Genomic DNA, 18985 nt, shown 5'->3' with positions numbered 1-18985 from the left:
TAACTTTCATGCAAAGTTTGCTGTTTTTCGGTACACTGACGTCGATAAGAAAAACAAGGATGCCAATAAAATGAACTTCCCTTTAAAACAACCGTCTCAAATTGCACTTATTGTGTCACTCGCGTTAGGCCTTAGTGCCTGTAATGACACTCAAGCAACTGTTAGCGCACCGGCAGCTAAAGTACAACAAATTGATAGCGCTGCAGCGATTGAATTTATCAATCAAGCCGAAGCCGATTTAGCTCAACTCAACATTGAAGCCAATCGTGCTGAATGGATTTACTCTAATTTTATTACTGATGACACCGCAGCATTATCTGCTGCCATGGGTGAAAAAGTCACTTCAACGTCGGTACGTTATGCCACCGAAGCAGCCAAGTATGCGCATGTTGAACTCGATGCGGTTAATGCCAGAAAACTGAACAGCCTGCGCAGTAGCCTAGTGCTACCCGCGCCGTTAGATCCGGCCAAAAACGCTGAGCTGGCCAGTATTGTGTCTGAACTTAATGGCATGTATGGCAAAGGTAAATATTGCTTTGCTGATGGTCGCTGCTTAACTCAGCCTGAGCTGTCTAATCTTATGGCTGAGTCAAAAGACCCTGCCGTGCTTCTTGAAGCGTGGCAAGGCTGGCGCGAGATCGCTAAGCCAATGCGCCCGTTATTTGAGCGTGAAGTCGAACTCGCCAATGAAGGCGCAAAAGATCTTGGCTATGCGGATTTATCCGAATTGTGGCGCAGCCAGTACGACATGGAGCCCGATGCTTTTTCAGCCGAGTTAGACCGCTTATGGACCCAAATCAAACCGCTATATGACTCATTGCACTGTTATGTCCGTGGCGAGTTAAACGAACAATACGGTGATGAAGTTGCCCCTAAAACCGGCCCTATTCCAGCACATTTACTCGGTAATATGTGGGCACAACAATGGGGCACCATTTATAACAGTGTCGCACCAGAAGATGCTGACCCAGGTTATAACGTGACAGAGCTATTGGCCAAGAATGGTTATGATGAAATCAAAATGGTTAAGCAAGCCGAAGGCTTCTTTACCTCTTTAGGGTTTGGCGCGTTGCCAGACAGCTTCTGGACACGTTCGATGTTTGTCCAGCCACAAGATCGTGACGTAGTGTGCCATGCATCGGCCTGGGATTTGGACAATCTGGACGACATTCGCATCAAAATGTGCATTCAGAAAAATGCCGAAGACTTTACCGTAATCCACCATGAGTTAGGTCATAATTTTTATCAACGTGCTTATAAAAACCAGCCGTTTATCTTTAAAAACTCTGCTAACGATGGTTTTCACGAAGCCATTGGCGATACGATTGCGTTGTCGATTACCCCTAAGTATTTACAAAAAATTGGCTTATTAGACACAGTGCCTGATGCCTCAAAAGACATTGGCTTACTATTAAAACAAGCCTTAGATAAAATTGCATTTATGCCATTTGGCTTGATGATTGATCAATGGCGTTGGCAGGTATTTAACGGCACGATTAAGCCAGAGCAGTACAACCAGGCCTGGTGGGATTTACGTGAAAAATACCAGGGCGTTAAAGCCCCTATTGCACGCAGTGAAGCCGATTTTGACCCAGGCGCTAAATATCATGTACCGGGTAACGTTCCGTACACGCGTTACTTTTTAGCCCACGTATTGCAGTTCCAATTCCACAAAGCTTTGTGTGATATTGCTGGCGATACGGGTCCCGTTCATCGTTGCAGTATTTATGGTAACGAAGCGGCCGGAGCTAAATTGAATGAGATGCTTGAAATGGGTGCAAGCCAACCCTGGCCTGAAGCCCTTAATGTGGTCACCGGCACGAAGCAAATGGACGCAAAAGCAGTATTAGATTACTTTGCGCCATTACAAGTGTGGCTTGATGAGAAAAACACTGAAGCTAACCGTCAATGTGGCTGGTAATACTCAGATAAACCTTGATTAATCACTCGGCCCATACTTGAGTGTGATGCTGAGATAAATCAAAAAAGTGGCGCTGAAAAGCGCCACTTTTTTATCTAAAGCCGCTACCTTTTCGGTTTAACTCGCTATTTTCAATCTTCTTTTGCTGTGATTTTTTTAGCATCACAAATACCGCACCTACCCCGCCTTGATTACGTGTCGCTGAATGATAAGCGGTAACGGGTTCTATTTGCTGTAACCAGTGACACACCGCTGATTTCATTAACGCCGGATAGGGTCTACTTTTATAACCCTTACCATGAATGATCAACACATTGCGCTCACCACGCTCATAGGCACTCAACAAACAATTAATTATACTGTCGCGCGCTTGGTTTAGCCGATATTCATGAAGATCTAACACTGTTTTAATCGGATATTTTCCCAACCTTAATTGTTTAAACACTTCGTCTTGAATGCCGTCAATTTTATAACTGACCATGTCATCGGGTTGCAGTGGCTGTATTAAATGTGGGTCGGTCGGTAATAACTGTAACAATTCATGTTGTTGTGCTGCCGCTCGCTTTGCAAGTTGAGCATCTGTTACACTTAATGGATTAAGCCATGTTTGCGCCGCAATGCTTTGGCGCTCAGGTTTTAAGGGGGTAACGTCGGCCATTTCTTGTAAAAATAAATCATCATCATTAAAAGACATGGTTAACCTCCTACATACTTTGTAAAGATTATGCGCTTTGGCAAAATCATTGAATAATTTATAGTTGTGCTTACGGTATCGCGTGATGGGTTTCGTTTCCTCTTATAAAAGAATATCAAAAAGAGAATATGCATTGAAAAAAATATTGTTACGTTTTAACACATCAGTCTTAGCTTATTTTATCCTTACGATGTGTTTGTGTATTTCTACGCTTAACGCGGCTGCAGCAGAGCCTATTCCTCACAAAGCACTCAATGCTAACTTTAGCCAATTAGTGCATGCATTTGAACATTTAGACCTCAACAGCATAGAGAAAATTTATACTGAAGATGCAGCCTACGTTTCTGAAACCCAAGACAAAGGGATAATTCTGGGTAAACAAAATATCCTCAATTTGTACACGCGATTTTTTGATAAAATAAAGCGCAAACAAGCTTCATTAGAAGTCGACTTCAGGGTACTTGTACGTCACAGTGACAAAAATAGCGCAACCGATATAGGTTATTATTTAGTGCGCTTTCATCCTGGTGCTGACTCGGGTGAACCAGTAAGTGAGTTTGCGGGTAAATTTGTTACGGTTTCAGCGAAAGACAGTAGCGGGAAATGGTTGATCAGTGTTGACTCAAATACCCATGCTACTGCAAAACTTTATTATGATGCGAAGCCTGTGCCTAATTTGTATTATGGCCGTCAATTTATCACCTCTACTCCTACAGAGCCGAGTACCACACCATAATGGCAATCAATATCACCGCAACAGATTTATGCCCTTGCGGCAGCCAAACCTCGTATCAACAATGTTGTTTACCCTTTCATTCGGCTGAAAAAGTGGCCCAGTCACCACAACAACTTATGCGTTCACGTTATTGTGCTTTTGTTGTCGGTCAGTTTGATTATTTAATCTCGACACATCACCCAGATTATCGCCAAGGGTTAACGGTAGATCAGTTAGCCCAAAGCAATACTCACTGGTTAGGATTACAAGTACTGGCAACAAAACAGCTAGACCGTATTGGAGAAGTGACATTTAAAGCATGGTATATAGAAGATAAGCACATCGATGCCATTTACGAAAACTCATCGTTTGTGTTATGTGAGGGGCAATGGCTTTACACAGAAGGAAAACAAATGACTACGCGCGCCCCTGAAAGAAATGAGCCCTGTATTTGCCACAGTGGCCGTAAATTTAAACAGTGTTGCGCTAAGCTAACTCATTAATATTATACAGGCACCCAAGTGCTGTGTTTATCGATAAACTCCGCAAACTCGTTCACCCTTATCGCTGGGCTGTACAAGTATCCCTGGGCATGATGACAGGCACTTAGGGATAAAAACTCTTCTTGCTCTTTTGTTTCAACGCCTTCGGCAGTCAATGAGATATTCAATGCTTTCGCCATTGCAATAATCGCACTGACAATTTCACGGCTTTCTCGGCTCGATGAAATATCCATAATAAATGAGCGATCAATTTTAAGTTTCGATATAGGGAACTGTTTCAAATACTTCATGGAACTGTAACCCGTACCAAAATCATCAATCGCCAAGCCTACACCTAATTCCGCTAGTTCATGGCATAAGTTAATTGCATAACGAACATCACCCATTAACTCAGTTTCAGTGATCTCTAAAATTAATGTTTTTGGTTTGATGCGATAGCGCGTCACAAGTCGCCACACTTGCTCGTACAAATTACCGCTAAAAAATTGTCTTGCAGCTACGTTAACGTGCATCGCAATATCGACGTTTTTATGTTGCCATAAGTTAAGCTGTTTACAGGCCGTTTCTAATACCCACTCACCGATAGGATTTATCATTCCGCTTTGCTCGGCAATATCGATGAACGCGCCTGGGTACAGCACGCCTTTTTTAGGGTGATGCCAACGAATTAACGCTTCAGCACCAATATATTGATTGGTTTGTAAATCCATTAATGGTTGGTAATAGAGCTCAAACTCACGGCCTTTAATCGCGTGCTGTAAATCCCGCTCGATTTCAGCATTACTGGTAAATTCATCTAACAAATCAGCATTAAAAAACTGATAGTGCATTTCCAACTTACTCTTTGCATATTGCAAGGTAATATCGGCACAAGATAACGGTGAAAACATGCCTGCCACAGACTTGATATCAACAACCGCAATGGCCGGTTTAGGGCTGACTTTCTCACGTGAAATCACTGCTGGAGCAACTAAACTTAAATACAGTCGTTTCACCATTTGCTCTTGCTCGGCAATCGAATCGCCTGCATTGCCAGAATGGGCAGGTAATAAAATAGCATATTCATCGCTGCCGACTCGGGCAACATCAATGGCATTTGCTGATAATGAAAAATGCTTTAACCGACGGGCAACTTCAATCAATAATGCATCGCCTTGTTCATGGCCATGAGTATCATTAAAACGCTTAAAGCCCATTAAATCGATAAGAATAAGAGTGCCATCAATTGCGCGATCAAGTTGCTGTGTAAAATAGCTACGATTATGCAATCCGGTCAAACTGCAATGCCAGGCAAGGTGTTCTAATTCCGCTTTATGCAGGTATTCACTTGAATTGTCATAACTTGAAACCAGCGCATAATGTTTACCCAGTTCGGTCACAAAAGGCGTAATGTGATAATTGAGCCAATACTCGCTCCCATCAGTACGATTAAGCTTTATATTACCTTTAACAACCTCTTTATTATGAAGTTTTTTTATAATGACATCTAACAGTTCAGGAGTAGTGCGGAAAATATCAAGATGCAATGCACTTTGGTGTTCAATCGTCTCTCTGGCAAGGCCCGTCATTTTTTCATGCGCACCGTTAACGTATTCAACAATTTTACTGTCGGTATTAACCAGCATGACCACATGTTCTGACTGCTCTGTCGCATTTCGCAGTAAATAAATTTGTTCGTTACTGTCATAGGTGTAGCGCGTCGCTAACGTGAGCGCTAATTGATCTGCACATTGCACGGCAAATTGAATATCAGCTTTTAGCCATTTATGAGACTGGCAGTGCTCAATGGATAATACACCTTCAATGTGGCCATTAATGCGAATGGCAATATCAATGCTAGTGCTAATGTTGTGGTGTTGATAATAGTTTGCAAACTGCTGAATGAGGTTTTTTTGATGAGAGTCACTCGATAATATATAGCGGTGTAAACGAAGCTCGGTAAAAAATTGCGGTTCAATTATTGAGGTTTGGCGCAGTGACGCATTATGATTTAAGGTATCAGCAATGTTGCTGGCCACTAAATTGTGCGAACAAATAAAACAACCGTCCGAGTTTGTGGCGTCAATGGTATGAGAGTCATCAATGCTATTGGTTAGCAACCACACAGATACAAAGGATGCGTCAAACTCCTCTCTTAAGAGTTGGCAAACCATCTCAGAGGTTTCTGAAAAATTACCTTGTTGTTTAGCACTGGAATTTACAATTAACTCCAATAAGTGCTGTTGTTCTTTTCGATTCATTTACATCCCGAAACTTGGCTACATTACTCAAATCTGCTGGTGTATATCATTTAAAAATGATTTTATTGTTACGCTATGAAGCGCCAGTCATTAATCAGAGTACAACTTGGGAGCGATATCCGCTTTATAAGGTACAAAATAGCAGTAAAAAAGCCTTTGCTACTATACCTTTTGTTAATGCCGCAAGATTACACTTTTAACCCGCTAACAGCAATCATTTCGTCGGCACTAACTACGATAAACGTGACGTATCATAAAGCAACTAAGCTATTGATTTAATAATCTATAATAAAGACTAAACACGTCACGCATTATGTCACTATTTGTATTTTACTCATCTTCTACAATGAGTTTTCAAGTTGAAAAATCATTTTTTCTACACTAAAAGCAAAGTTCAATGTCAATTCATACTGGTCGGCCAAGGGTCTAATTTCAGCTCTGGTCTCTGGAAATCGTTGCAAAGCGATTTGTTCAAGAGCGTTTGCCTTTGTTAATGCATCTTCACCACTAAAGCTTAACTGCAATAACGTGTCTTCTGCCTCGACCACCGCTCCAATATCAACGAAACTGCCACAATCGGCACAACTGTCATTCACATTACTGGCTTGTTGCTGTTTAATTTGCTTAATCATGTCGTTACCTCTAAAACACCTTGTTAGTGTTTAATATCCTAACGCAAAGAACAGCTTAATTTATTTGCCAAGCTCACAAATAGCATATTAATCAATGATAGTGACGTGTTTGCCACGCACATTTTTAATGGCCACTTTATTAAGCGTACTGAAGGGCCATGGTTTGGCTTATTTTTCGCTGGGTGGCGAGCTGATCAATAAAATGCATGTCTTCAATAATATCTTGTTGCTGGTAAACATTGATTGCTTTGCGTTTTGTGAGTTCATCACAATTACTGAGCACTTCGACCATTGCGTCAGATTGTGCGCCACGAATAACCAGTGCTTCAGGCGTTAAGGCTTGTTGTAATTGAAATTGACGAGCGCCTTGCTGAAAAAGTGGCGCATTATCGGTAACATGAACATCACTTGACACATCATCAACAAATCGTTGTGCCGGTGGGAGTGAGAATTGTTTGCGTAATTTTTGTTCTACGTTGAGATCGATGTCTAACTGAAATTGCGCCATATCGCGAGCATCTGCCGATAACATAGCCAATAGTAAGCCAAACTCTCCGCGACGATTATGCTCAACCGCCACGTTTAATCTGCTGCCTATTTGTAACTCATTGACTAATGTTGACTCAATTTGCATATAAAAACATCACTACTTCTACTCGATGTAATTTTATCGACCAAATAAATCAAAACTTTAAGTTTTTTTTCATTTTTAGGCTTTACATACAATGGGTTTGTGAATACTATGGCGGCCGCAATTGAGGAGGGGTTCCCGAGTGGCCAAAGGGATCAGACTGTAAATCTGACGGCTCAGCCTTCGAAGGTTCGAATCCTTCTCCCTCCACCATTTGCGATGTTGTGTGATGTACCGTTTTAGTGGTTTCGATTGCTAAATCAAAAAGCGTTAAAGTGTAAAAAGAAAGTAAGTTATAAAGAAATCGTGTGGAGGGGTTCCCGAGTGGCCAAAGGGATCAGACTGTAAATCTGACGGCTCAGCCTTCGAAGGTTCGAATCCTTCTCCCTCCACCATCTTTTCTTTATTATCTTCTTTCGCAGTGGAGGGGTTCCCGAGTGGCCAAAGGGATCAGACTGTAAATCTGACGGCTCAGCCTTCGAAGGTTCGAATCCTTCTCCCTCCACCATTTTACATCCTGCCTTTAGTTTGTTCTTATCCAGTTTCTGTTGTTCGATTTCTAATTAACACCTCTTTTTAATGTACTCCTTACTTAACAGCCATTACTTTCTTGAGCAATTACACGCCTCACCTTTTCGAATACATCCTATTTAGCAAAAAGCCTACTTTTCACTTTTTATTTTAGTTATTATCTATTCCCTTTTGGAATAAAGAGCTTGCCGTATGCCAACTACTTGGGTCAATCAGGCCATCGCTAAAATTGAAGCAGATTACCAACGTTCTGCTGATACGCATTTAATCAAATTAGATTTACCTCAATTAACCGGCATAGACATCTATTTAAAAGATGAGAGCACTCACCCAACCGGCAGTTTAAAGCATCGTTTAGCCCGTTCATTGTTTTTATATGCGCTGTGTAATGGTTGGATTAAACAAGGCACGCCGATTATTGAGTCATCATCAGGCAGCACTGCTGTATCAGAAGCCTATTTTGCCCGCTTATTAGGCCTGCCTTTTATTGCGGTGATGCCAAAAACGACTGCAAAAAAGAAAATACAACAAATTGAGTTTTATGGTGGTCAGTGCCACTTTGTTGATAATGGAAGCCAAATGTATGCCGAGTCAGAGCGGCTCGCCAGTGAGCTGCACGGCCATTATCTGGATCAATTTACTTATGCTGAACGGGCTACTGACTGGCGAGGTAATAACAATATTGCCGACTCTATTTTCAATCAAATGGAAAAAGAGCCACATCCAATCCCTAGCTGGATTGTGATGAGTCCCGGCACTGGCGGCACTAGTGCCACCATTGGCAGGTATATACGGTACCAACAACAAACTACACAATTGTGTGTTGTCGATCCTGAAAACTCGGTGTTTTTTGATTACTTTACCAGTGGCGATGCCAGTATTGTCAGCGATAAAAACAGTAAAATAGAAGGTATTGGCAGACCAAGAGTTGAACCTTCATTTATTGCAGGCGTTGTCGACAGTATGTTGCAAATACCTGACGCTGCATCTGTTGCCACTATTTTATGGCTAGAACAATTGATTGGCCGTAAAACCGGCGCGTCGACAGGGACCAATTTATATGGGGCATTATTATTAGCCACTCAAATGCGTCAGGCAGGGGAAACAGGCTCTATTGTGACCTTGATTTGTGATGCTGGAGAGCGTTATTTAGACACCTATTACAACCCACAATGGATTGACGCCAACATAGGCTGCTTTGAGCATTATCGACAAAAGCTGCAACATTTTGATGGCAGCGGGCTGTTACTTTAATAGCGTAAGTCACCTCCGCTCAGGTTAAATACAACAATGCCGCAGATTATCCGCGGCATTGCTTTATCAATTTACAAGCAGTATCAATTGATGATACGAGCTTAATCAATATTTAGATATTTGTGGGTCTGAATAGATAAGCGCCAATTACGAGCAATACACACTTTCATGGCTAATGCCGTAGCGCGTTCTTTTTGGCTAATGGGCTGTAAGCAGATGGTTTTGTCGGTTAAGTCAATGCCATTAAGCAGTGCATCTAATTCATTTACATGTTTTTCAGTGGCCACTGGGTGTTTTATTTCATTGGCGCGCACTAATGCTTGCTCAAGCACTTTGTAGCCGCCTTTCATGTTGATTTTAGGAGACACGGTCACCCACACATCATCATGGCACTTAACCTCAAATGTTCCACTGGTCTCTATTTGAACTTGAAAGCCTGCGGCAATAAAATCGTCAGTCATTTCAGTTAAATCGTATAAACAAGGTTCGCCACCGGTCAATACAATGTGCTTTGCAGTAAAACCTTTGTCTTTAAAAGCTTGAATTAAGCTGGTACCGGTATGATCAGCCCAACGGCCAATAGTGCCATCCACTTGAATCACTTGGTCTGCACTGACTTTGTTTTCAGATAATACATCCCAAGTTTGCTTAGTATCACACCAAGCACACCCAACAGGACAACCCTGTAAGCGAACGAACAGTGCCGGGACGCCTGTAAAAGAGCCCTCACCTTGTATTGTTTCAAATACTTCGTTAACTGGATATTTCATGATTTACCTTACTTTAAACGCCCAGCAATACCACCAGACAGACAACAGGGCGGCATTTATAGAGGATTTTACTGCCTGCTGCAAGTATTTATGCTGCTTGCTTTGCACTTATGCCGACCTTAGGTAAAATATGGTTTTGATTTTATCTGAATCGTTATGGCAAAAAAGCCACTGCGATTGATCAGAGCGTTAAGAGTATATTCATGTCAAACACCACACCTAACACCACCAAAGCTTTAGTTGTTTTTAGCGGCGGCCAGGATTCGACCACATGCCTTATTCAAGCATTGTCACAGTATGATGAAGTACACGGCATTACATTTGATTATGGTCAACGTCATCGCCAGGAAATCGACGTGGCTAAGGCGTTAGCTGTTGAGCTGAAATTAGCCAGCCATAAAGTCATGGATACGACCTTATTAAACGAGTTAGCCATATCGGCATTAACCCGTGATGCGATTCCTGTATCTCACGAGTTAATGAATAACGGCTTACCAAACACCTTTGTGCCAGGCCGTAATATTTTGTTTTTAACCTTAGCTGGAATTTATGCTTACCAGTTAGGCTGCAATGCCATTATTACCGGCGTGTGTGAAACCGACTTTTCTGGCTACCCAGATTGCCGCAATGAATTTATCCAATCGATGCAGCAGTCTCTGGCACTGGGAATGGATAAACCGCTTAAGATTATTACGCCGTTAATGTGGCTCAATAAAGCAGAAACCTGGGCATTGGCAGATAAATATCAACAATTAGCCTTAGTGCAACAACAAACCTTAACTTGTTATAACGGTATTGTTGGTACAGGATGTGGCGACTGCCCTGCTTGCTTATTACGCCAACGTGGACTCGATGATTACTTGCAAAACCAAGACTCTGTGATGGCTTCGCTAAATAGTAAGATGGCATAACACCTCTTATTGAACACAAATTTATCGACGTGTTGTAAAACAATTGCTGCTTTAAAGGGATTATTTGCAATATCCCTTTCTCGCATTCTATGACTATAATTTATTATCGATGCTCCGATGCTTACACTCGTCCGTCAGATAATGTTTAGAGGTAATTTTGGCCAAACAATCACATTCAGTTGGACCCTATCATTTTTTAGTGGTGATCAGCGTCATCTGTATCATGCTGTTTGCGGCTGACGTCCCGACCCCAGCCTTTTTCCCTGTAGATAACTATTTCAGTTATCGTTATGACAATATCGCGCAAGGTGAAGTGTGGCGTTTGTTCAGCGGAAATTTGCTGCATACCAATTTGTGGCATTTATTAATGAATTTGGCAGGTTTTTGGGTGATTGTGTTCTTACATGAAGTGCACTACAAACGACACCCAGAAAAGCTGGTGCTGTTATTTGTGTGTTTATGTTTACTTGAAGGTATAGGGCTATATTTGTTTTACCCAAGCTTAAAAGCCTATGTTGGCCTAAGTGGCATGCTGCATGGCTTATTCGCCTTTGGTGCAATGATGGACATTCGCAAAGGCTACAACTCAGGATATTTGTTGTTGGTTGGAGTCATTGCTAAAGTGGCATACGAGCAATACTTTGGCGCAACAGAAAGCGTGACAGAGTTAATCGGCGCCAGAGTGGCGACAGAGTCACACCTTATCGGGCTTATTTGTGGTTTATTGTGCGCGTTATGTTGGTCTTTTGTCGCAAACCGCTTCAAATATAATAAGTTGTCTTAAGGGTTATTGATGTTCAGCGTTATTTAATTGAGCGCATTTTTTAAAGTAATCTTTTTGAAACACTCTTTTAAAGTTATCTTTTTAAAGTAATGTTTTTAAAGTTATCTTTTTAAAACAATCATCCAAAGGCTATGATGCTAATCGATTAGCATCATCTCTATCGGTAACGATAATTGACATCATCGTTACTGATATTGCTTATCACGAACCTCACCCATGGTTGGCTCTTCTGTGGGTTCGTCTCGTACACCAATATCTTGCTGCTCAGTGTTTAAGTGTTCAGCTTGCTGGGCACGCTCAACTAACTTGTTGTATTCTGTTTCAGTGATTAAATAGCTTTTTAGAGGTGGCAACGGTTTTTCGACCTTTTGCTCAAGTGGGATGTCGGCTAAACCACTAATGTCAGCCCTACCGAAAATCAGTGCTAGCGCAATCACCAATCCATGAACCATTAATACAATAACCCAACTGTTGTTACCCGTTAATCGCGCGAATATTGTTTGCACACGATTACCGTGTTGCTCAATTTCATCATCAACTAATAATGGCTGATTATTGTTGGTATTACTTGCTATGGCCCCTGTTAACTGCAATTGGATACCATCTGCAACATGCTGTTGGTGCTGTTGCAGTTGTGTATCATCTTGAACGTCATTTTCAGGTGTAATAAAGGGCGTAACGTCGAGATTAAAATCAATGTGTTCATTTTCTGCATCTTGTTCAGGCTTTGCAGTATTCATAGTGTCACCTTTAGCGCATGGCATCTTTGGATGGTCAATATCGCGACTACCGGGCTCTGTATTTGGGCGCTGATGCGAGGAAAAGTATATGTCAGACATCGTGACTGATTGGCCAAGAAATATTGAATAAGTATAACGTGATTAACGGTTTTCAGTGCACTATATTTATCGTGTCAGTTGGCTTTTTTGATAAATAATATTTAACCTAACTATTTTAATTGTTTGAATAAAATCATAAAAAAATAAACCCAGAAATTTAAGCTTACACGTGTACTCTTAAATATAGCTATTTAAGATCCAGACTGCTAGACTAGCTTTGCTGAAAATCCATCCAGGTTTACAAACAGGATATTATGAATTCTTTAACTGATACATTAACAACAAATCAATCTGCAACACCCACTTCTATTTCTGATTATTGCCACAAAGAAGAACGGGCAAACGCTATATCGCATGCTTTAGGCGTAGTAGCAGGTATTATTGGTTTAGTGCTAATGCTATTAAAAGCATCGGCAGATCTCACGTTTGTTCAGATGAGCGGTGTGGTGGTGTATGGCATGAGCATCATCGTGCTGTTTTTAGCTTCAACCTTATATCACTCAAGCCAAAGTGTTGTCTGGCGGAAACGTTTTAAAATGGCAGATCATTGCGCCATTTATACGTTAATCGCAGGCACCTATACTCCTATGATGCTAATAAGTCTTCAAAGTGCGCAAGCAACTACTGTGCTCATTGCCATTTGGACACTTGCACTGGGTGGCATCATTTTTAAAACCTTATTTATTGGCCGCTTTAAAGTTTTTAGTGTGTTGTTATATTTAATCATGGGCTGGCTATGTGTGACTGTTATGGGCGATTTAAAAACTCAAATGAGTGATGTTGGCATCGGTTTATTACTTGCCGGCGGGCTATTTTACAGTCTTGGGGTCATCTTTTATGTTGGTAAACGTATTCCATTTAATCATGCCATCTGGCACATGTTTGTCTTGGGTGGCGCGTTTAGTCATTTCTTATGTATTTATCTCACAGTGCTTTAACTTAAGCCGCATTAACTAAGGTGCTTTAACTAAAAGCCCCCTAACTTAAGGACATTACATTCCAGCGTTTTAAATCACAGGTGCTTTAAATCACAGCGCTTTAATCGACAGCATTCACTCAGCAATCCTTGCCCTGTAACCTGTTAACTTATTATAAATTGCGGTTGTACATTCAGCGCCGTTTTTCTATTATCTATCGCTAATACACATCGAATAACCACTCAATTGGAAGCGCATGACAAAACTGACGCCCATGGAGCGAATATGGTTTATTGTTAATCTTATCCCTCCAGGCTCTGTGTTACCTTATGGGATAGTAGCAGATTTAGCGGGGCTTCCTGGCCGAGCACGATATGTATCAAGAGCATTAAAACTCGCACCAGAACACCTATTACTGCCCTGGCATCGTGTCATCAACAGCCAAGGTAAAATTTCATTTGCAAAAGACACTGAGCCTTTTCGTACACAACAAGAAATACTGAGATTAGAAGGCATCACAGTGAACGCGGGTAAGATTTCGTTGTCTCAATATCAATGGAAACCCGATCTTGCTACGCTAGTAATGACACTGCCTTTTTAATTTCACGCTATTAACTTTATTCACTGTTGAGGTATTGATACATTGATCAACCAATTAACTCGCTTATTCACTATGATGTTCTGTCTCAGTCCTGTGGCGTATGCACAGGCGGCTGTCCAGTCAACACCAGCAGTCACTGATGCAGAGTCGACAACCCAACTTAATGCCTCAGAAACGTTAGCGATTGCCGAAAAAGTTGAACAACTCAATCCAGTCATCCCCTTGAGTGTGGATCAACAAGCGGCAATTATGTCGCCTTTAACCGCTCACACCGCTAAATATACTGTGTATTATGGCAGTATCGAATTAGGTGAAGCCAACTATCGACTCCCAGCCTCCGACAGTGGCTATTATGTTTACGAGTTTAACAGCGATGTTAGCTTATTAATGCTGTCTGATGAGCGTCACCTTAAAAGTGAATTTACCTTAGAAAATGGCAAACTTGTCCCCTTTCGATACATCCATGAACGCACCGGTACCGGCAGTGATTACACTGAGCAAACGGCATTTGCCAAAGCCCAGGCGTTTATTCACACCATCTACAAGCAAGAAGCATTAAAGTTACCTTATCAAGAGAAAGTGTTCGACCCTCTTATGGTGCAACTGCAATTTAGAATGGACTTAGCCGCAAATACTAGACCGTTAGATTATAAAATGGTTAAAGAAAAAGAAGTGGATGATTACGAGTTTAGAGTGTTAGGCAAAGAAACCCTCACACTTAACAGCGGCACCTATGAAACGGTTAAAGTAGAAGTGGTTCGCGAGGCAAAGAAAGCGAAAAAGCGCCAAACCTATTTTTGGATGGCACCCGATTTAGCTTATTTGCCGGTAAGATTGAGTCATTTTTCAAAAGGCAGTAAGCAATTAGACATTCAATTAGCCAGCTACCATTTTGAAAAACCACTGCCACCTATGACCCCAATCGTTATCGATGGTCCTGCAACTGAGCACGCTCCAGCATTAGATGCTCTTGCAGCAGAAACTGAAAATGATGCTGAAATCAGTGAGTCTGAATTGGATGAGATTAAGCAACTAGCTGAAGACTAATTCGCCTTTGCGGAATAGCTTCCATTCACCAGGGGTTAACACTACCCAATTTTCATTGTTGGTTAGCGGCCGAGTCGCAATCACAGTCACCACGTCGTTTGGCGTGGTTTCCTGACTAAAATCTATCACCACATCGGTATCAATGAGCGTGGCTTGACCAAACGGAGCGCGTCGGGTGATATGGCACAAATTATTGGTACAATACGCCATTAAATCTATGCCGTTACTGAGCAACATATTAAACACACCAAGCACACGAATTTCGTCTGCTAGCTGAGCAATATAATCGAACACCGGCTGCATATTGTGCGGCTCTTGCTCTCCAAACTGGTTTACAACCGATTCTAAAATCCAACAAAATGCCAATTCACTGTCGGTATCACCCACAGGTTGAAACCGAGATACACCGGCAAATTTTTTCTCATAACCCGTTAATTGGCCATTATGGGCATAGGTCCAATAACGGCCCCATAACTCTCGGGTAAATGGGTGGGTATTGACCAAAGACACGCAACCTCGATTGGCTTGTCGAATGTGGCTCACCACAATTTCACTCTTAATCGGATAAGATTTAATTAAATCGGCAATATAAGATTTACTGCTAGGGCAAGCATCCTTAAACGTACGATTACCTTTGCCTTCATAAAACGTAATGCCCCAACCATCAACATGCGGACCCGTGACACCGCCACGCTCAGCTAAACCAGTAAAACTGAACACAATATCCGTTGGTACATTGGCACTCATCGCCAGTAATTCGCACATTAATCTTGCCTTTATGGTTGTAAAATTGAGCGGTTTTGACCCATTTTCATTAGTCGAACGTATTGTATCTACTATGCTTAATGAGTGGAATGTTTCAAACACACAATTTTTTAAACAATTGTTTGAAAAACACTTGTATTCGAGGCTACATAAGGTTAACTTTTATGTGACACAGGTCTGACCACAAGGTTTCCTGTGAATGAGATCAATAATAAATAAGCTATTTCTAGTCTACATAAATAGCTTTAAGGAGAAGTACAGTGACCACCCTACTTTGGATCATCGCGATGATCTTTGTGCTCGGCGCTATGGCATACCTTCGAGTATCGTTATTATCGACCACAATTGCTGCGGCAGTTATGTTAGTCGTTGGCAGCACAATGGACATTACTGGTGTTATTGCCTGGATAGTATTCCTGGTTATCGCACTACCATTAAATATCAAATCGTTTAGACAGAATTATATCAGTCGTCCACTGTTAAAAGTTTATCGCGGCATCATGCCTGAAATGTCTTCTACCGAAAAAGAAGCCATCGAAGCAGGTACAACGTGGTGGGAAGCAGATTTATTTGCCGGTAACCCTAACTGGAGCAAATTACATAACTATCCTAAAGCACGCTTAACGGCAGACGAACAAGCCTTCTTAGATGGCCCTGTTGAAGAAGTGTGTAAAATGCTCAATCAACACGAAGTTTCACATGTGTTGGGTGACTTGCCACAAGACGTATGGGAGTACCTTAAAGACAATGGCTTCTTCGCCATGATCATTAAGAAAAAATACGGCGGCTTAGAATACTCTGCTTATGCGCAATCTTGCGTATTACAGAAATTGGCTGGTGTGAGCAGTGAACTCGCTTCAACAGTAGGTGTACCTAACTCGTTAGGCCCTGGTGAGCTATTGCAGCACTATGGTACTAAAGAACAGCAAGATCATTATTTACCCCGTTTAGCTCAAGGCTTAGAAGTGCCATGTTTTGCACTGACCAGCCCAGAAGCAGGCAGTGACGCGGGTTCTATCCCAGATTTTGGTGTGGTATGTAAAGGTGAATTCCAAGGCGAAGAAGTGCTTGGTATGAAGCTAACGTGGAACAAGCGTTACATTACCTTAGCGCCTGTCGCAACAGTATTAGGCCTTGCGTTTAAACTGCGCGATCCAGATCATCTACTCGGTGATAAAGAAGAATTAGGCATTACTTGTGCGCTTATTCCTACTGACATTCCAGGTGTTGAAACTGGCCGTCGTCACTTCCCGTTGAACTGTATGTTCCAAAATGGTCCAACACGCGGTAACGAAGTGTTTGTGCCATTAAGCTTCATTATTGGTGGACCAGAAATGGCAGGCCAAGGTTGGAGAATGTTGGTTGAATGTTTATCTGTTGGCCGTGGTATTACCCTGCCATCAAACTCTGCCGGTGGCGTTAAAACCGCTGCAGTCGCAACAGGTGCCTATGCACGTATTCGTCGTCAATTTAAATTACCTATCGGTAAGTTAGAAGGCATCGAAGAGCCAATGGCGCGTATCGGCGGTAATGCTTATCTAATGGATGCAGTGGCAACATTAACCACTACCGCTATCGATTTAGGTGAAAAACCATCAGTTGTTTCAGCCATCGTTAAGTTCCACTTAACCGACAGAATGCAAAAGTGTGTCATTGATGCAATGGACATTCACGGCGGTAAAGGTGTGTGTTTAGGCCCAAATAACTATTTAGGCCGTGGCTATCAAGCTGCACCGATTGCCATTACGGTAGAAGGCGCAAACATTCTAACCCGTTCAATGATTATTTATGGGCAAGGCGCCATCCGCTGTCATCCATATGTATTGGCCGAAATGGAATCAGCATTTGATACTGATGCTAGCCGTGGTTTAGATAACTTCGACTCAGCTATCTTTGGTCATATTGGTTTTGCAACGTCTAACTTTATTCGTAGTTTCTGGATGGGCTTAACCTCATCTTATTTCTCGAATAGCCCTTATTCAGATAAAACCAAGCGCTACTATCAGCAGATGAACCGTTTCAGTGCTAACTTAGCGTTACTGTCTGATTTAGCCATGGCAACGTTAGGTGGCAACCTTAAACGCAAAGAGCGTATTTCTGCACGTTTAGGTGATTTGTTAAGCCAGTTGTATCTGACTTCTGCAACGTTAAAACGTTATGAAGACGATGGTCGTTTAACCGAAGATTTACCTTTAGTGCAATGGGCTGTAGAAGATTCGTTATACAAGTTACAAGATTCATTAGACGACTTGCTTAACAACTTCCCAATGGGTCTTGGTATTGCACTGCGTGCAGTAATCTTCCCATTCGGTCGTCCTATTAAGCGTCCAAGTGATGTATTGGATCACAAAGTGGCTAAGATCATGCAAACGCCGTGTGCGAGCCGTGATCGTTTAGGTAAAGGCCAGTTCTGGACCCCATCTGAGTTCAACGCAGTGGGTATTCAAGAACAAACCTTTAAAGATATTCTTGCTGCAGAACCACTGTATGACAAAGTCTGTAAGGCTGCGGGTAAACGTCTACCCTTTATGTGGTTAGATAAAGTTGCTGCAGAAGGTAAAGCGCTAGGTGTGTTAAGCGACAGCGAAATCGCTTTACTTGAACGTGCTGAAATTGGTCGTCTGAAATCAATTAACGTTGATGATTTTGACTCTGAAGAATTACGTGCTCAACTTGCCCCGAAAGCTAAGCAAGAAAAAGCAGCTTAATCAATAAGCTCTGTGTAAAAAGGTAAAGCGTATGCTTTACCTTTTTTTATGCTTAAAAATTGTGAATGACAAAATAAATCGTAAAGGATAATGATGAAAAATCTCACTGGATTACAACAAATGCAAGCCATATTAAATGGCGACATACCTGCCCCTTCAATTAGCGAAGTGATTCCGATGAAGCCCATCGAGGTCAATGAAGGCAACGTGACATTTGAAGCCTTTGCAAATGAACGCCATCTTAATCCCATGGGCGGTGTACACGGTGGGTTTGCGGCAACGGTATTAGACACAGTCACCGCGTGCGCAGTGCATTCTGCATTGCCCGCTGGCGTGAGTTACTCAACCATTGATTTAAACATTAAAATGGTGCGCCCAGTACCGCAAAATACTCGCTTAGTGGCTAAAGGTAACTTAATGAACTTGTCTAAGTCGTTAGGGATTTCACAAGGCACCTTAACCACCGAAGACGGCAAGTTATTAGCAACCGCAACAGCCACCTGCCTTATTATTCGTCCATAA

General features: G+C 41.9%; 18 protein-coding genes and 3 tRNA genes. 14 read left to right on the top strand and 7 right to left on the bottom strand.

The genetic code is table 11. The annotated features are described in order from the left end of the window. Window positions 1-70: 70 nt before the first annotated feature. On the top strand, window positions 71-1921 hold the full coding sequence (locus AC19MV_RS02920) for a M2 family metallopeptidase (RefSeq protein ID WP_498305706.1): 1851 nt from the start codon (window positions 71-73) through the stop codon (window positions 1919-1921). 91 nt (window positions 1922-2012) lie between these two features. Here the strand turns inward: AC19MV_RS02920 and smrA are convergent, their stop codons facing one another. Further along, window positions 2013-2615: a DNA endonuclease SmrA gene (smrA, locus tag AC19MV_RS02915; protein WP_498305705.1), complete on the bottom strand. Its 603-nt coding sequence runs from the start codon at window positions 2613-2615 to the stop codon at window positions 2013-2015. 133 nt (window positions 2616-2748) lie between these two features. On the opposite strand from smrA, the gene AC19MV_RS02910 reads away from it, so the two are divergent. Next, the gene (locus tag AC19MV_RS02910) at window positions 2749-3351 is read left to right on the top strand and encodes a YybH family protein (protein ID WP_432403212.1); all 603 of its coding nucleotides are present in this window, start codon (window positions 2749-2751) and stop codon (window positions 3349-3351) included. Beyond that, window positions 3351-3833, top strand: a complete 483-nt coding sequence (locus AC19MV_RS02905; protein ID WP_432403210.1) for a YchJ family protein — start codon at window positions 3351-3353, stop codon at window positions 3831-3833. The genes AC19MV_RS02910 and AC19MV_RS02905 overlap by 1 nt, the downstream gene beginning before the upstream one ends. 2 nt (window positions 3834-3835) lie before the next feature. On the opposite strand, the gene AC19MV_RS02900 is transcribed toward AC19MV_RS02905, so the two are convergent. From AC19MV_RS02900 to AC19MV_RS02890, 3 genes are all read right to left on the bottom strand, one after another. Then, window positions 3836-6073, bottom strand: coding sequence for a sensor domain-containing phosphodiesterase (locus AC19MV_RS02900; protein WP_498305704.1), 2238 nt, complete (start codon window positions 6071-6073; stop codon window positions 3836-3838). 341 nt (window positions 6074-6414) lie between these two features. Beyond that, window positions 6415-6705 carry a DUF406 family protein gene (locus AC19MV_RS02895; RefSeq protein ID WP_498305703.1) on the bottom strand — a complete coding sequence of 97 codons (291 nt, stop codon included), beginning with the start codon at window positions 6703-6705 and terminating at the stop codon, window positions 6415-6417. 139 nt (window positions 6706-6844) lie between these two features. After that, window positions 6845-7339, bottom strand: coding sequence for a VC2046/SO_2500 family protein (locus AC19MV_RS02890; protein ID WP_498305702.1), 495 nt, complete (start codon window positions 7337-7339; stop codon window positions 6845-6847). A 125-nt stretch (window positions 7340-7464) separates the two neighbouring features. Between AC19MV_RS02890 and AC19MV_RS02885 the strand changes: the two genes are divergently transcribed. The 4 genes from AC19MV_RS02885 (at window position 7465) to AC19MV_RS02870 (ending at window position 9121) form a co-directional block, all read left to right on the top strand. Further along, window positions 7465-7549, top strand: a tRNA-Tyr gene (locus tag AC19MV_RS02885). Window positions 7550-7646: 97 nt separating this feature from the next. Further along, window positions 7647-7731: transfer RNA gene (locus AC19MV_RS02880), tRNA-Tyr, on the top strand. 28 nt (window positions 7732-7759) lie between these two features. Beyond that, window positions 7760-7844: transfer RNA gene (locus AC19MV_RS02875), tRNA-Tyr, on the top strand. A gap of 215 nt (window positions 7845-8059) precedes the next feature. Further along, on the top strand, window positions 8060-9121 hold the full coding sequence (locus AC19MV_RS02870) for a PLP-dependent cysteine synthase family protein (RefSeq protein ID WP_498305701.1): 1062 nt from the start codon (window positions 8060-8062) through the stop codon (window positions 9119-9121). A gap of 101 nt (window positions 9122-9222) precedes the next feature. Here AC19MV_RS02870 and queE read toward each other — a convergent pair whose 3' ends face one another. After that, window positions 9223-9891 carry a 7-carboxy-7-deazaguanine synthase QueE gene (gene queE, locus AC19MV_RS02865; RefSeq protein ID WP_498305700.1) on the bottom strand — a complete coding sequence of 223 codons (669 nt, stop codon included), beginning with the start codon at window positions 9889-9891 and terminating at the stop codon, window positions 9223-9225. A gap of 203 nt (window positions 9892-10094) precedes the next feature. Here queE and queC point away from each other — a divergent pair, with 203 nt between their 5' ends. After that, window positions 10095-10802: a 7-cyano-7-deazaguanine synthase QueC gene (gene queC, locus AC19MV_RS02860; RefSeq protein ID WP_432403196.1), complete on the top strand. Its 708-nt coding sequence runs from the start codon at window positions 10095-10097 to the stop codon at window positions 10800-10802. Between the two features lie 223 nt (window positions 10803-11025). After that, the gene (rrtA, locus tag AC19MV_RS02855; protein WP_432403240.1) at window positions 11026-11586 is read left to right on the top strand and encodes a rhombosortase; all 561 of its coding nucleotides are present in this window, start codon (window positions 11026-11028) and stop codon (window positions 11584-11586) included. Window positions 11587-11771: 185 nt separating this feature from the next. Here rrtA and AC19MV_RS02850 read toward each other — a convergent pair whose 3' ends face one another. Further along, window positions 11772-12326: a hypothetical protein gene (locus tag AC19MV_RS02850; RefSeq protein WP_498305699.1), complete on the bottom strand. Its 555-nt coding sequence runs from the start codon at window positions 12324-12326 to the stop codon at window positions 11772-11774. Between the two features lie 353 nt (window positions 12327-12679). Here AC19MV_RS02850 and trhA point away from each other — a divergent pair, with 353 nt between their 5' ends. The 3 genes from trhA (at window position 12680) to AC19MV_RS02835 (ending at window position 14990) form a co-directional block, all read left to right on the top strand. After that, window positions 12680-13363 (top strand): PAQR family membrane homeostasis protein TrhA, encoded by a 684-nt coding sequence (gene trhA, locus AC19MV_RS02845; RefSeq protein ID WP_432403192.1) that lies wholly within the window; start codon window positions 12680-12682, stop codon window positions 13361-13363. Window positions 13364-13598: 235 nt separating this feature from the next. Next, entirely contained in the window at window positions 13599-13943 is a 345-nt protein-coding gene (locus AC19MV_RS02840) for an MGMT family protein (protein WP_498305697.1), read from the top strand. Window positions 13944-13985: 42 nt separating this feature from the next. Then, complete coding sequence (locus tag AC19MV_RS02835) at window positions 13986-14990, top strand: DUF3108 domain-containing protein (protein ID WP_498305695.1); 1005 nt, start codon at window positions 13986-13988, stop codon at window positions 14988-14990. Here AC19MV_RS02835 and AC19MV_RS02830 read toward each other — a convergent pair. Beyond that, window positions 14976-15755, bottom strand: a complete 780-nt coding sequence (locus tag AC19MV_RS02830; RefSeq protein ID WP_498305693.1) for a class II glutamine amidotransferase — start codon at window positions 15753-15755, stop codon at window positions 14976-14978. The genes AC19MV_RS02835 and AC19MV_RS02830 overlap by 15 nt on opposite strands. A gap of 260 nt (window positions 15756-16015) precedes the next feature. Between AC19MV_RS02830 and fadE the strand changes: the two genes are divergently transcribed. Together fadE and AC19MV_RS02820 are read left to right on the top strand one after the other, a co-directional pair. Next, window positions 16016-18463, top strand: coding sequence for an acyl-CoA dehydrogenase FadE (fadE, locus tag AC19MV_RS02825; protein WP_498305691.1), 2448 nt, complete (start codon window positions 16016-16018; stop codon window positions 18461-18463). An 87-nt stretch (window positions 18464-18550) separates the two neighbouring features. Beyond that, a complete protein-coding gene (locus AC19MV_RS02820; RefSeq protein WP_498297513.1) occupies window positions 18551-18985 on the top strand; it encodes a PaaI family thioesterase in 435 nt (144 codons plus the stop codon).

Source organism: Shewanella sp. MF05913, from assembly GCF_059758095.1.
The sequence above is the reverse complement of the archived record's forward strand: the minus strand, read 5'-3'. Positions and strand labels throughout refer to the sequence as shown.